This is a genomic window from Xanthomonas bromi, from assembly GCF_900092025.1.
Classification (GTDB): Bacteria; Pseudomonadota; Gammaproteobacteria; order Xanthomonadales; family Xanthomonadaceae; genus Xanthomonas; species Xanthomonas bromi.
In genome coordinates this window covers 1-15,525 of the sequence record NZ_FLTX01000009.1, presented here as the reverse complement: position 1 = coordinate 15,525, position 15,525 = coordinate 1, and the positions used below count along the sequence as shown (strand labels likewise).

Genomic DNA, 15,525 nt, shown 5'->3' with positions numbered 1-15,525 from the left:
ACGCTATGGCAAACTCCAGTACTCCCTGGTTCAACGCAGCCCGGCTGAAGACGCGCCAGCTCCTGCTACTGCTGCATTTGCACGAACAGCGTTCGGTCTTGCGTGCGGCTGAGGCCGCCAGCATGACGCAACCCGCGGCGTCCAAGCTGCTGGCAGAAATGGAAGACATGCTGGGGGTGAAATTATTCGAGCGGCATGCCCGTGGCGTTGAGCCCACCTGGTATGGCCACGTATTGATCCGGCGTGCGCGCGCAGCGATGTCCGAGATTGGTCGGGCACAGGAAGAAATCGCTGCACTGCGCGCCGGGCGCATGGGCCAAGCCTCGATCGGCACCGTGGTCAATCCGGGCACCAATCTGGTGCCGCAGGCGATCGCCGAGGTGAAGCGCGAGTTCCCAGACATCCTGGTGCGGGTGGAAATGGACTACAGCCGCCCGCTGGTGGCCAAGTTGCTGGATGGTCAGCTGGACATCGTGATCGGCCGCATCCTGGGGCCGGAAGGCGTGGGCGAGCTGGAGTTCGAACCGCTGGCCGACGAACCGCATTCGGTGATCGCGCGTGCCGGCCACCCGCTGGCCAGCCGCGCCGGCCTGCAACATGCCGATCTGGTAAGGCATGGCTGGATCCTGCCGCCCGCCGACAGCGTGTTGCGCGCGCGGCTGGATTCGATGTTCATGGAACATGGCGTGCAGACGCCGACCAACGCCATCGAGACGTCGTCGTTGCCAGTGACCGCCACGCTGTTGCGCGGCACCGACATGCTGACCGCTCTGCCGGTGGAATCGGTGGCGCCGCTGATCCAGGCCAAGTTGCTCACCGTGCTGCCGATCGAGCTGGGGGTGCGGATGGAATCGTTCGGCATCATCCGTCGGCGCGATTATGTTCTCCCGCCTGGTGCCGAACGCATTTTGCAGGCATTGCGCACTACTGCACGGCGTTTGTATCCCGCTTTACGCGGGTCGGAATCGCTTGTCTGATCAAGCTCTTTCGTTGCTATTCCGCCGTGGAATAACAGCTTGTGAATTTTTCATTGGCTGGCACTAGTCCGCGCGCCTATATGTGTGTGCGAGATCGCACGCTGAAGCGCACGTAACGTCGGGCACGCGATTGGCGGCCAAGCCGCTTGCTGGAGGGAAATCACGGGCGACATCGCCCGTTTTTCGCGTGATCACGCGGCGCCTCTGCGCCGCGACAACCCGTTTCAATCGTCTTGCGTCCTGGGAGGGATTCAGATGTACCAGTGTTCCAGCCATGCCTCGGCAGGTACGGGCGTGCTTGCCCGTCGTTTGCCATCGTTGCGTCGTTCCGCCATGACCATCAGCATCGGGCTGTTGCTCGCTGCGCCGGTCTATGCCCAGCAGGCGCAGTCGTCCAAGGATGCCTCCTCAAGCCGTGCCGGCAGCGCCACCGACCTGGATGCGGTCGAAGTGCGCGGCGTGCGCGCCAGCCTGATCAAGTCGCAGTCGATCAAGCACGATGCCGAACAGATCGTCGATTCGGTCAGCGCCGAGGATATCGGCGCGCTGCCGGACCGCAGCGTCACCGAAACCCTGCAACGGGTGAGCGGCGTGACCATCGATCACTTCATGGCGCGTAACGATCCGGACCACTTTTCTGCCGAAGGCAGCGGCGTGATGATCCGTGGCATGACCCAGGTGCGCGGCGAACTCAATGGCCGCGACAGCTTCAGCGCGGCCAGCGGCCGCGGTCTGAGTTTCGAGGATGTGCCTGCGGAGTTGATGGCGGGCGTGGACGTGTACAAGAACCCGTCGGCCGAGATCATCGAGGGCGGTCTTGGTGGCACGGTCAACCTGCGTACGCGCATGCCATTCGACCAGCCGGGTCGGGTGATCGGCGTTACCGCCGACGAGAACTACGGCGATTTCAGCAAGACCTACAAACCGTCTGGCTCGTTTCTATTCAGCGATCGTTGGACTACCGGCATCGGCGAGATGGGCTTGATGGTGGATGTGGCGCAGTCGGAACTGGCCACCCCCAGCGATGGCATCCAGGTCGAGCCGTTCGTGCGCCGCACCGATGCGGCGCTGCTGGAGGGGACCAACTTCGACAAGGTCTACGTCCCCGGCGGCGTCAACTGGCGGCAGCTTGATTTCGAGCGTAAGCGCAACGGTGTGGCCGGCGCGTTCCAGTGGCGTCCCAGCGACGACACCGAGATCTATGTGCAGTACATGCGTTCCAGCTACGACATGAACTGGCAGGAACGCGCAGCGTTTTTCAACGACGACACCAATGCGATTGGTCCGGCTCCCGGGACCAGGTTCACCTACGATGCCGACGGCCGCTTCGTCAGCGGCTCGCCGACGTCCAGTTCCTGGCGCGGCAACGTCACCGGCAACGATGGCGTGCGCTTCTACACCAACAACCGCTATTCGCAACAGCGCACGACTACCTCGGATCTGTCCGGCGGCTTCACCCACAAGCTCACCAGCAAGCTCACCGTGCGCGGCGATATGCAGTTGGTGCGCTCCGAGAGCGATTCGCTGGACTTCACCCTGTTCGATTCCATCTATCTGCCGGGTCTGAACGTGGATCTCAGCGGAAAATATCCATCCGTGGCGATTGCCGACAGCACCTACACCACCAACCCATCCAACTATTTCTGGAGTGCGGCGATGGACCACCTGGCGAAGAATCGCGGCCGCGAGTTGGCCACGCGCTTCGACCTGGAATACGCCTTCGACGACAGTTCCTGGCTGCGTACGTTCCGTGCCGGCATCCGCGCCACCGACCGCACCCAGATCAACAAGAACTCCGGCTACAACTGGGGTGTGATCAGCGATAACTGGGCGCAGATTCCCGGGAGCGCGAATGGGACTGGGTTGGCCGACCTGGCTACCTACATGACCGGCTCTTCGCAGTTGTATGCGTATTCCAACCTGTTCCGCGGCAAGATCGATGTGCCCAACAGGCTGTATTTCCCGAGCGATGCTGCGGTCAAGGATTATGCCGGCACCTCGAAGATGATCGAGCAGATTGTGGCGCTGCGTGGGTCGGGCTGGGCTCCGGACACGTATCAACTGCAGGACATCAATCGCCAGTTCGAACGGACCCAGGCCGCCTACGCGGTGATGTACTTCGGTAACGACGAGGCGCTGGGCGTGCCGGTGGACGGCAATATCGGCGTGCGCATCGTGCAGACCAGGACCGAGGCCAACGGCTACGGCCAGTTCCCCGATCTGTCGGGAAGCGCGGGTTCGCAAGCGCTGCGCGAGCAGTACACCGGGCAGTACTTCGCCAACAATGCCAAGGGCAGCTATACCAACGTGCTGCCGAGCTTCAATATGCGTTTCAAATTCTCCGATGCGCTGCAGTGGCGCATCGCCGCGTCCAAGGCGATGGCGCGCCCGGACTACACGCAATTGCAGCCTTATCTGCTGCTGGCGGCAAACACCGAGTCCAACGGCACTGTGTCCAGGTGGACCGGTACCGCCGGCAATCCGAATCTGCAGCCGATGAAGGCCAACCAGTACGACACTGCGCTGGAGTGGTACTTCGACACCAGCGACATGATGTACCTGACGTTGTTCTACAAGAGCGTCGAGGATTACTTCTCCAACCAGACGGTCACTGAAAACTACGGTGGACAGGACTGGCTGGTGACGCGCCCGTACAACATGGACAAGGGGCGCATCCGCGGTTTCGAATACGGCTATACGCAGTTCTTCGATGCATGGCCGGGTTGGCTGAGCGGCTTCGGCGTCAATGCCAACTTCACCTTCGTCGACAGCAGTGGCGGCGTAAACACCGCCACCGACCCATACACCCAGACCACGGTGACCGGCGTGAGCCTGCCGCTGGAAGGTCTGTCTCGGCGCAGCTACAACCTGGCTGGCATCTATGAGAAAGGACCGCTTTCGCTGCGCCTGGCGTACAACTGGCGTTCGCGTTACCTGCTGACCGCCAGCGATGTGTCGACCAAGTTGCCGACCTGGTCGGACGACTATGGCCAGCTCGATGCCTCGGCGTTCTACCGCTTCAACCCGCATGTGCAGCTCGGCGTGCAGGCCAACAATCTGACCAACACGGTGACCAAGGTGCTGATGGGGCCGACGTCCTACACCGGAGGCGAGGTCGACAACCATCTGTACACCCGCAGCTGGTTCGTCAACGACCGGCGCTATTCGTTGGTGCTGCGCATGAACTGGTAAGCGCGCGCGATCATGCAGTCGATGCGCGCGGGCTCGCAGAGTTGAGCCCGCCACGCCTGGTCCGGTGTTCCGGCTTGGTCATGGCAGAGGTGCTGGGTTTTCTGGCGTTGTTATAGGTTCTGCGAAACCTTTCCAGGAATATTTCATTGGTCTGGCATGACGGCCGAGCGTGACCGGCGCCCCGCGACTTCCTGGTCGCGTGTACTTCGCCACCGGTGGCCGTGGCATTTTCTATGGCGATCCCCGATGAGCGCTGCGTCGCTACGCGTCATTGCGCTGTCTTACCGTGTATGACGCTGTTCGCCGTCGTATCGCTGTGCGCTGTTCGGCTGCGCCCACTTTGGAGATCACTGCATGACCGCTTCTTTGGTTCGTCGTGGCTGCCTGCTGGGTCTGGTACTGGCCAGCCCGGCCGCCTGGGCATTGCCGACGCTGCCGCTGTTGTTTGCCGATGGCGCCGTGTTGCAGCGCGATCGACCGATGCCGGTGTGGGGCTGGTCTGCGCCCAATGCCGCGATCACGGTCAGCTTCGACGGCAAGCGCGCCACCGCCAAGGCTGATGCAACAGGGCAATGGAAGGTCGAACTGTCTGCGCACAAGGCCGGTGGTCCGTATGTGCTGCGGGTGCAGGGCGATGGCGGCGACGTACGGCTGCGCGATGTGCTGGTCGGCGATGTGTGGCTGGCCAGCGGGCAATCGAACATGGAATGGCCGTTGGCCCAGGCCAGCGACGGCCCGCAAGCGGTGGCTGCTGCCAACGATGCGCAATTGCGGCATTTCAAGGTGCCCAAGTCGTGGTCGGTGCAGCCGCAGGCGCGTCTGGCCGGTGGCGATTGGAAGGCCGCCACTCCGGCCAACGCCGGCGAATTCACTGCGGTGGGTTACTTCTTCGCCAAGGAGCTGCGCGCCAGCACCGGTGTGCCGATCGGCATCGTCAACAGCACCTGGGGTGGCAGTTCGATCGAGGCGTGGATGGACGCCGCCGCATTGGGTCTGAATGCCGATCAGAACAAGGGGGCGATCGAGGCGATCAAGCAACGCGATGCCGCCGCGCAGGCCGCCACCGGCAAGCGCCTCGCGCGCTGGCCCAAGGTGAACGGCGAAATGCCGCAATGGCGCGAAGCGGAGTTCGACGACAGCGACTGGGACAGCATTCCAGTCACAAAACAGTGGGAATCCAGCGGCTATGACGGCATGGATGGCATCGCCTGGTATCGCACCACGATGACGCTGAGCGCTGCCGAGGCCAAAGCAGGTGTCTCGCTGGGTATGGGCCAGATCGACGATTCGGATATCACCTATGTCAACGGCCAGCAGGTCGGCAGCAACGAAAAGCAATGGAACCTGCCACGCGTTTACCAGGTGCCAGCGGCGGTGCTCAAGGCGGGCGTCAACCACATCGCCGTGCGCGTGGAAGACCTCAGTGGCGGTGGCGGCATGCACGGCCTGGACGAGCAACGCTTTGTGCAGACCAAGGGCGGCACCAAGCGCGCACTGAGCGGCTGGAAGTTCCGCCCCGCCGCGGTGCGGGTGTCTTTGACCGACAACAAGAATCAGCTGCCCACGCTGCTGTACAACCAGATGATTCATCCGTTGCAGCCGTTGCCGGTCAAGGGCGTGCTCTGGTACCAGGGCGAAACCAATGCCACCGACACCGGTGCGGTGAAATACCGCGAGCAGTTTGCGGCGATGATCCAGCACTGGCGTGCCGAACGCGGCGACAACAAGCTGCCGTTCCTCTGGGTACAGCTGGCCAACTTCAAGTCCGGCGACGACAAGGGCGAGCTGAGCCCCTGGGCGCTGTTGCGCGAGTCGCAGTCCAAGACACTGGCGCTTCCGGCAACCGGGCAGGCGGTCATCATCGACATCGGCAACCCGACCGACATCCATCCCACCGACAAGCGCGATGTCGGTCATCGCCTGGCGCTGGCAGCGCGGCATGTGGCCTATGGCGAGACGTTGGTGTACAGCGCGCCGGTGTTCAAGCGGGCGAGTTTTGATGGAGGCAGCGCGGTGCTGAGCTTCGACTTGCAGGGCAGTGCACTGCAGGTGCGCGGCGGTGGTGCAGTGCAGGGCTTTCGTATTGCCGGCGCCGATCAACGCTTCCACCCGGCCACCGCGCAGATCGAGAGCGAGCGCGTGATCGTGCGCAGCGCAGCAGTCGCCGCACCGTTAGCCGTGCGCTACGGCTGGAGCGAAAGCCCGGACGACGCCAACCTGATCAATCGCGACGCCCTTCCTGTTTCCCCTTTCCGCACTGATACCTGGTGACTCGGAGTCTTATGTCCATGCATTTCCCCGTCGCAGGCGTCATCTGCCGTTCCAACGCGCGGCGTTGCCTGCGTCCGCTGCTGCTTTCCGCGCTGACGCTTGCCCTGGCTGCGTGTCACTCCGGCGAGCAAGGCGATGCCGGCAAACCTGCGGCAATCACACCTGCTGCCACGACGGCCACGGCAACACCGGCGTCTGCGCAGGCGCCGGCCGCACAGACGCCGATGCCGCAGTTCGTCAGCAAGGATGGCAAGCATGCGTTACTGGTCGATGGCGCGCCGTTCCTGATCCTGGGCGCGCAGGTCAACAACTCCAGCAACTATCCCGGCGTGATGGACAAGGTGTGGCCCGCCATCAAGATGATGGGTCCCAATACCGTGCAGGTGCCGATCGCCTGGGAGCAGGTGGAACCGGAAGAAGGCACCTTCGATTTCTCCTTCGTCGATACGCTGCTCACCCACGCGCGTGAGCACAAGATACGTCTGGTGCTGTTGTGGTTTGCGACCTGGAAGAACAACGGGCCGCAGTACGCGCCGCATTGGGTCAAGACCGATAACCAGCGCTTCCCGCGCGTGGTCACCCGCGACGGTAAGTCGATCGGTTCGTTATCGCCGCACGCGCAGGCCACGCTGGATGCCGACCGCAAGGCGTTCGTCGCTTTCATGCAGCACCTGAAGAAAGTGGACCCGCAACACACCGTGATCATGATCCAGCCGGAGAACGAGGCGGGCACCTACGGCAGCGTGCGCGACTTCTCGCCGATGGCGCAAAAATTGTTCGACGGCCCGGTACCGGATGCACTGCTCAAGCGCTTGAACAAGCAGCCGGGCAGCTGGGCGCAGGTGTTCGGCGCCGATGCCGACGAGATCTTCCACGCGTGGTCGATCGGCCGTTACATCGACCAGGTCGTCGAGGCCGGTAAGGCCGAGTATCCGCTGCCGATGTACGTCAATGCCGCGCTGCGTGGCCCCTTCAATCCGGGCCAGCCCGGCCAGTACGCCAGCGGTGGCCCCACCGACAACATGCTCGATGTCTGGAAGGCGGCCGGCCCGCATATCGATCTGCTGGCGCCAGACATCTACATGCCCGAGTACCGCATGTACACCACGGTGCTGGAGCGTTACGCGCGCCCGGACAATGCCTTGTTCGTCGCCGAAACCGGCAACCGCCCCGAATACGCGCGTTACCTGTATCCCACGTTGGGCCACGATGGCATTGGCTGGTCGGCATTCGGCATCGATTTCACCCGATATTCTAATTATCCACTGGGCGCCAAGCATGTCGATGAAGAAACGCTGGCACCGTTCGCGCTGGGTTTCCAGGCCGTTAGCATGGGCATGCGCCCGTTCGCCAAGGCTGCGTCCGAAGGCAAGTTGCACGGTACCGCCGAAGAACCCGACCAAGCCGTGCAGGAACTCAAGCTCAACGACCGCTGGAGCGCCACCATCACCTATGGCGTACCGCAGTTCTGGTTCAAGGGTGAGCCGCCGGGCAACCCCGAGCCGATCGGCGCCGCATTGATCGCCGAGCTGGGCCCGGATGAATTTCTGGTCACCGGCTACCACGCGCGTGTGACCCTGCACCCGGCCAGCGACGCCACCGCCAACATGATCTACGACCGGGTCGAGGAAGGCGTATATGAAGGCGACGCGTGGAAGTTCCAGCGCAACTGGAATGGCGACCAGACCGACTACGGCGTCAATTTTTCCAGCGTGCCGCAGCTGCTCAAGATCACGCTGGCGACCTACAACTAGGCGTGCCCGCGACAACGCAGCGATGCCGTATCGACGACGTCGCCTCACCTCACCCATGCGCTGCCGCCCCCGCGGCAACGTTTCGCAATTCCAAGGGAGTGACCATGCAAACCACCATCCGTTCCGCCGACGCGGCGTCTGCAAACCGACGCACACCGCTTGCCCATTGCCTGGCGTTGTCGCTGGCCTTGTTGGCCAATGCCGCACATGCGCAGGACGTGCGCAAGGCCGCCGATGGCGTTACCGTGGTGCCGAGCGCCAAGGGCGCCGCAGCGGTGCGCCTGCAGGTGGTCGATGCCGGCATCATCCGCGTCAGTGCCGATCCGGACGGCGATTTCGCGCGCAGCCCCAGCCTGATGCGCGTGCCGGTGCAGGGCGATAGCGCCTTCCAAGTCGCCGAGCAGGGCGACAGCGTGCAGCTGAAGACCGGCAAGGTCACCGCCATCGTGTCCACCGTCGATGGCCATGTCAGCTTCGCCGACGCAAGCGGCAAGCCGGTGTTGTCGGAAGTCGCTGGTGGACGCAGTTTTGCGCCGTTGAAAGTGGAGGGCAAGCAGTACCTGAGCGTGCGCCAGCGCTTCCAGTCGCCCGATGACGAAGCGCTGTACGGCTTCGGCCAGCATCAGCAGGGCTGGATGAACCAGAAGGGCCGCAATGTCGAGCTGCAGCAGAACAACATCGACATGGCGGTGCCGTACCTGGTGTCCAGCCGCAACTACGGCCTGCTGTGGGACAACAACTCGATCAGCCGCCTGGGCGATCCGCGCGGTCTACAACCGCTGCCGAAAACGCTGAAGTTGTACGACGCCAAAGGCAGGGCCGGGGCGCTGACCGCACGTTATGCGATCAACGGCAAGCAAATCCTCGAACGCCGCGAGAGCGAGGTGAATTATCAATACCTCAGCGACCTGCCCAAGTTCCCGAAGAAGGCGATCACCAAGGACAAGGACAGCCGCATGCAGGTCACCTGGAGCGGGCAGATCGAAGCGCTCACCGGTGGCGAACACACCTTCTCGCTGTATTCGAGCGAATACGCCAAGTTGTACGTGGACGGCAAGCTGGTGATCGACCGCTGGCGGCAGAACTGGAATCCGTGGAATCACGAGTTCAAGCTGGACCTGCAGCCCGGCATACGCCACACCGTCAAGATCGAATGGGACCTGATCGACCCCAGCTACATCGCGCTGCTGCACCGCGACCCGCTGCCGGCCGCCGAAGCGAAGGACCTGTCGCTGTGGTCCGAAGCCGGGCAGATGATCGACTACTACTTCGTCAAGGCCGATTCCTACGACCAGGCGGTGGCCGGTTATCGCGAACTCACCGGCAAGTCGGTGATGCTGCCCAAGTGGGCGTATGGCTTCTGGCAGAGCCGCGAGCGTTACAAGAGCCAGGATGAACTGATCGGCGCGGTGGCCGAATACCGCAAGCGCAAGCTGTCGCTGGACAACATCGTGCTCGACTGGTCGTACTGGCCCGAGAATGCCTGGGGTTCGCATGACTTCGACCCCAAGCACTTCCCGGATCCGGACGGCATGGTCAAGGCCGTGCACGACCTGCATGCGCAGATCATGATTTCGATCTGGCCCAAGTTCTATCCCACCACCGCCAACTACAAGGAACTGGACGCGGCGGGTTTCATGTTCAAGCGCAACGTGGAAGTGGGCGAGCTAGACTGGATCGGCAAGGGCTACAAGAACTCGTTCTACGATCCGTACTCGGAAAAGGCGCAGGCCATGTACTGGCGCCAGATCAACGAAAAGCTCAACAGCAAGAGCTTCGATGCCTGGTGGATGGACGCCGATGAGCCGGACGTGCATTCCAACCTGGATATTGCCGAGCGCAAGGCACGCACCACGCCTAACGCGCTGGGTTCGTCCACCGAATACTTCAACTCCTACCCGTTACCGCATACGCATGGCGTGTACGTGGGCGACCGTGCTGCCGACGACAAGCGCGTGTTCATCCTCTCGCGCAAGGGCTATGCCGGCACCCAGCGCAATGCGGTGGCGGTGTGGAGCGGCGACATCGTCTCGCGTTGGGACGACATGCGCGACCAGATCTCCGCCGGCGTCAACATGGCGCTGTCGGGCTTGCCCAACTGGACCTTCGACATCGGCGGCTTTGCGGTGGAGAAGCGGTATAAAGACCAGGATCCGGCCCACCTGCCGGAATGGCGCGAGCTCAACACGCGCTGGTTCCAGTTCGGCGCGTTCGTGCCCATCTTCCGTTCGCACGGTCAGTTCCCGTACCGCGAAATCTGGAACATCGCCCCGGAAGGCACGCCGTTTTACGACAGCATGGCCTACTACAACCGTCTGCGTTATGCGCTGCTGCCGTACATCTACAGCCTGGCCGGCGAGACCTACCAGCGCGATGGCGTGATCATGCGCGGCATGATGATGGACTTTCCGGACGATCCCAAGGTCCGCGACATCAACGACCAATACCTGTTCGGGCCCGCGTTCCTGGTCGCACCGGTGACCCGCTTCGGCGCTACCTCGCGCCAGGTGTACCTGCCGGCCGGCAGTAGTTGGCTGGATTTCGCCACCGGCAAGCGCTACGACGGCGGCCAGAGCATCGAAGCGGCTGCGCCGATCGAACGCATGCCGCTGTTCGTGCGTGCCGGCTCCATCGTGCCGACCGGCCCGGTGCAGGAATACGTGGACCAGAAGCCGGACCCGCCGCTCACTGTGGTGGTCTATACCGGTGCCGATGGTCAGTTCTCGCTCTATGAGGACGACGGCAAGGGCTACGGCTACGAGAAAGGCGAGTTCAGCCGCATCCCGCTGGTGTGGAACCAGGCCAAGGGCGAGCTGAGCATCGGCAAGCGCGAAGGCAGCTGGACCGGTATGCAGGCCAAACGCACCATCCATGTGCGCTTCGTCGATGGCCCGCGCGACGATGCCGGTGCGCTGGAGCCCAAGAGCGACACCAGCATCCAGTACGACGGCAAGCCGGTCAGCGTGTTGCAGCGCAAGATTGCGTCCGGCAAAGCGCGTCGTCGATGATCGCAGGCTGTCTTCAGTCGACGGGTAAGCAGATGCGGGAACGCCGCAAGGCAGTCGCGGGCGGTTCCGGTGACGCAGCACGGCGTTGGCCGTGCTGACCCGGCGTGAAGTGTGCAAGGCAACCAGAGCCGCGGTTACGGTCCTGGGTGCCGTGCCGGTGGCCGGACCGGACGCGCGCGCTTCAAAAAACGCCATGCTGCCTGCCGTGGCGCCGGCCGATGCGCTGCAGTTGTGGTATCGCGAACCAGCCAATGAATGGGGGGAGGCCTTACCGGTCGGCAATGAGCGACTCGGTGTGATGGTGTGGGGTGGTATTGCCCACGAGCGCCTGCAACTCTACGAAGACAGGCTCTACGCAGGCGGGCCCTACGATTCCACCAGCCCGGACGCGTCGGCGGCCTTGCCGCAGGTGCGTGCGCTGATCTTTGCCGGGCGCTATGCCGAGGCCGAAACACTGGCCGATGCCAAACTGCTCTCGCGTCCGCACAAGCAGATGCCGTATCAACCCTTGGGCGATCTGTTGCTGGGTTTTGATCGCGCCGATGGCATCAGTGACTATCGGCGTCAGCTCGATCTGGACACCGCGGTGGCAACGACCACGTTTCGCTCCGGCGGCGCGCTGCATCGGCGTGAAGTGTTCGTCTCTGCGCAAGCGCAATGCATCGTGATGCGGTTGTCGTGCGACCGCCCGGGCGGTATCTCGTTGCAAGTGGGCATCGACAGCCCGCAAAACGGCGAGATCACGGCGGAGCAGGGTGGTTTGCTGTTCAGTGGTCGCAATGGCAGCTTTGCCGGTATCGAAGGCAAGCTGCGTTTTGCGTTGCGAGTGCTGCCGCAGGTCACCGGCGGCAAGCTCAGCCAGGTGCGTGACCGTTTGCGTATCGACGCTGCCGATGAAGTGGTGTTGCTGCTCAGCGCTGCGACCAGTTACCAGCGCTTCGATGCCGTCGATGGCGACCCGCTCGCACTGACCGCAGCAAGCCTGGACAAGGCCGCCAAACTGGATTTCCCGGCGTTGCTGCGTGCGCATCTGGCCGATCACCAACGCCTGTTCCGGCGCGTGGCGATCGACCTGGGCACCAGCGACGCGGCAGCGCTGCCCACCGACCACCGCGTGCCGCGGTTCGCCGAAGGCAACGACCCGGCACTGGCAGCGCTGTATCACCAAGATGGCCATTACCTGTTGATCTGCAGCTCGCGGCCCGGCACCCAGCCGGCCAACCTGCAGGGCATCTGGAACGACCTGATGCAGCCGCCGTGGGAAAGCAAGTACACCATCAACATCAATACCGAGATGAACTACTGGCCCAGCGAGGCGAACGCATTGCACGAGTGCGTTGAACCGCTGGAATCCATGCTGTTCGATCTCGCCGGCACCGGCGCCCACACCGCACAGGCGATCTACGGCGTGCCGGGCTGGGTGGTGCACACCAATACCGATCTGTGGCGGCAGGCCGGCCCGATCGATGGCGCCAAGTGGAGCCTGTGGCCGATGGGCGGGGTGTGGTTGTTGCAGCAGCTGTGGGACCGCTGTGATTACGGGCGCGACCGCGCGTATCTGAGCAAGATCTATCCCTTGTTCAAGGGGGCCGCAGAATTCTTCGTCGCCACCTTGATGCGCGACCCGCAGACCGGCGCGATGGTGACCAACCCGTCGATGTCGCCGGAAAATCAGCCTCCGTTCGGTGCCGCCATCTGTGCAGGCCCGACCATGGATGCGCAGCTGTTGCGCGACCTGTTCGCGCAGTGCGTTGCGATGAGCACGTTGCTGAACGTCGATGCAGGGTTGGCGCAGCAGCTGACCACGCTGCGCGAGCAACTGCCGCCCAACCGCATCGGCAAGGCGGGGCAGTTGCAGGAGGGGCAGCAGGATTGGGATATGCAGGCGCCGGAGCTCCATCACCGCCACTTCTCGCATCTGTACGCGCTGCATCCGTCCAGCCAGATCGATCTGCGCGATACCCCCGAACTGGCTGCGGCGGCGCGGCGCTCGCTGGAAATCCGTGGCGACAACGCCACTGGCTGGGGCCTGGGCTGGCGCTTGAATCTGTGGGCGCGCCTGGCCGATGGCGAGCATGCGTATCGCATCATGCAACTGCTGATTTCGCCCGACCGCACCTATCCGAATCTATTCGACGCACATCCGCCATTCCAGATCGACGGCAACTTCGGCGGCACCGCCGGAATCACCGAAATGCCGCTGCAAAGTTGGGGAGGCAGCGTGTTTCTGCTGCCGGCCTTGCCGGCGGCTTGGCCACGTGGCAGCGTGCGCGGCGGTGCCAGCGTGGACCAGGAATGGAAGGGTGGTCGCTTGCAGCAGGCACGCCTGCACAGCGATCGTGGCGGGCGCTATCAACTGTCCTACGCTGGGCAGACCCTGGACCTGGACCTGGGCGCAGGCCGCACCCAGCAGGTGGGACTCAACAACAACCGATTGGTGACGCAATGAGCTTGTATGTAGGACTGGATGTGGGCACGCAAAGCGTCAAGCTCGTGGCCTACGATCCGCAGGACCGCGCCGTGGTCGCCACCATCGCCGCGCCGATGGAACTGATCAGCCGCGACGACGGCACCCGCGAACAACAGGCGCAGTGGTGGATCGACGGCATCGTGCATTGCTTCGCGCAGCTCGATGGCGAGCTGCGCGCCCGCGTGCGTGGCATCTCCGTCTCGGGCCAACAACACGGCTTTGTGCCGGTGGCCGCAGATGGCAGCGTCACCGCGCCGGTCAAGCTGTGGTGCGATACCAGCACTGCGCTGGAATGCGATGAAATCATGGACGCCGTCGGCGGCGCCGCAGGCAGTGTCGCCACGGCGGGCAACCCCATCATGGCCGGCTACACCGCCTCCAAATTGCCATGGACGCGCAAGCATCGCCCCGAGGCGTACGCAGCGATGACCACGGTGATGCTGCCGCACGACTACATCAACTTCTGGCTCACCGGCGAGCGCTTTGCCGAAGTCGGCGATGCCTCCGGCACCGGCTGGCTGGATGTGCGCACGCGGCAGTGGTCCGAGCGCATGCTCGGCGCGGTCGATGCGCAGCGCGATCTGCGCACCGCCTTGCCGCCGCTGGTGGAAACCGGCGCGGTCTATGTCTTGTCCGCCGCGGCAGCCGAGGCGCTGAATCTGCCGGCCGGCGTGCGCGTGACCACCGGCGGTGGCGACAACATGATGGCCGCCATCGGCACCGGCAACGTGGTGCCGGGGCGTCTGACCATGAGCCTGGGCACCAGCGGCACGCTGTTCGCCTACGCCGATCACCCGGTAGTGGACGATGACGCACGCTGGGCCGCGTTCTGCTCCTCCAGCGGCGGCTGGTTGCCGTTGATCTGCACCATGAACTGCACCGTCGCCACCGAGGCGGTGATGCGCATGTTCTCCATCACCCGCGAGCAGACCGAGGCGATGATCGCCGACACCGCACCGGGCGCCGACGGATTGGTCTTGCTGCCGTTCTTCAACGGCGAGCGCACGCCCAATTTGCCCGATGCTCGCGGTTGCCTGTTCGGTATGGATCTGCACAACACCACTGCCGCGCATTTCTATCGCGCCGCGATGGAAGGGGCGACCTACAGCCTGCGCAATGGTTTCGATGCCTTCGTTGCCGCCGGTCTGCAGTTCGATACCATCCTGCTCACCGGTGGCGGCAGCAAGAGCGCGCAGTGGCGGCAGATGGTGGCCGACATCTTCAACCTGCAGGTCGTGGTGCCGACCCAGCCCGAAGGCGCGGCCTTCGGTGCCGCGCTGCAGGCGCTGTGGGCCTGCGAGCGTGCCGATGGTGGCGATGCCGCCTTGTCGGAGGTGGTGCTGGAGCATCTGCAGGTGGACGACGCGCTGGCCGCGCAGCCCGATCCGCAGCGCGTGGCCCGGTATCAGCAGCACTACCAGACCTTCCTCAAGCACCTGCACGTCGTCAGCCCGCTCTACGCCGGCTGATCGACAGGTTTTTCTACAACTCCCCCAGCAGCAAGGACTTCACAGCCCATGAGCAACACCGTGTACATCGGCGCGAAAGAATATTTCCCCGGCATCGGCAAGATCGGTTTCGAAGGCCGCGATTCGGACAACCCGCTCGCATTCAAGGTCTACGACGCCAACAAGACAATCGGCGACAAGACCATGGCCGAGCACCTGCGCTTTGCCGTGGCCTACTGGCACAGCTTCTGCGGCAATGGCGCCGATCCGTTCGGCCCGGGCACCCGCGTGTATCCGTGGGATGCGGGTAACACCGCGCTGGGCCGCGCCGAAGCCAAGGCCGATGCCGCGTTCGAATTCTTCACCAAGCTCGGCGTGCCGTACTACTGCTTCCACGACATCGAC

The 15,525-nt window shown here is 63.7% G+C and carries 7 protein-coding genes and 1 pseudogene; all 8 read left to right on the top strand.

Annotation, left to right across the window (positions count from 1 at the left end):
* Positions 1 to 5: 5 nt before the first annotated feature.
* Complete coding sequence (locus XBLMG947_RS03645) at positions 6 to 977, top strand: LysR family transcriptional regulator (RefSeq protein ID WP_065466433.1); 972 nt, start codon at positions 6 to 8, stop codon at positions 975 to 977.
* Between the two features lie 255 nt (positions 978 to 1,232).
* Complete coding sequence (locus XBLMG947_RS03640; protein ID WP_065466432.1) at positions 1,233 to 4,169, top strand: TonB-dependent receptor; 2,937 nt, start codon at positions 1,233 to 1,235, stop codon at positions 4,167 to 4,169.
* A 354-nt stretch (positions 4,170 to 4,523) separates the two neighbouring features.
* Complete coding sequence (locus XBLMG947_RS03635) at positions 4,524 to 6,440, top strand: sialate O-acetylesterase (protein WP_065466431.1); 1,917 nt, start codon at positions 4,524 to 4,526, stop codon at positions 6,438 to 6,440.
* 11 nt (positions 6,441 to 6,451) lie between these two features.
* Entirely contained in the window at positions 6,452 to 8,194 is a 1,743-nt protein-coding gene (locus XBLMG947_RS03630; protein WP_065466430.1) for a DUF5597 domain-containing protein, read from the top strand.
* Between the two features lie 104 nt (positions 8,195 to 8,298).
* The gene (locus tag XBLMG947_RS03625; RefSeq protein WP_065466429.1) at positions 8,299 to 11,202 is read left to right on the top strand and encodes a TIM-barrel domain-containing protein; all 2,904 of its coding nucleotides are present in this window, start codon (positions 8,299 to 8,301) and stop codon (positions 11,200 to 11,202) included.
* A 91-nt stretch (positions 11,203 to 11,293) separates the two neighbouring features.
* Complete coding sequence (locus tag XBLMG947_RS03620) at positions 11,294 to 13,651, top strand: glycosyl hydrolase family 95 catalytic domain-containing protein (RefSeq protein WP_065466503.1); 2,358 nt, start codon at positions 11,294 to 11,296, stop codon at positions 13,649 to 13,651.
* A complete protein-coding gene (gene xylB / locus XBLMG947_RS03615; protein WP_065466428.1) occupies positions 13,648 to 15,141 on the top strand; it encodes a xylulokinase in 1,494 nt (497 codons plus the stop codon). Before XBLMG947_RS03620 ends, xylB begins: the two co-directional genes overlap by 4 nt.
* A gap of 48 nt (positions 15,142 to 15,189) precedes the next feature.
* Positions 15,190 to 15,525, top strand: a pseudogene (locus XBLMG947_RS03610) (xylose isomerase); the annotation flags it as partial.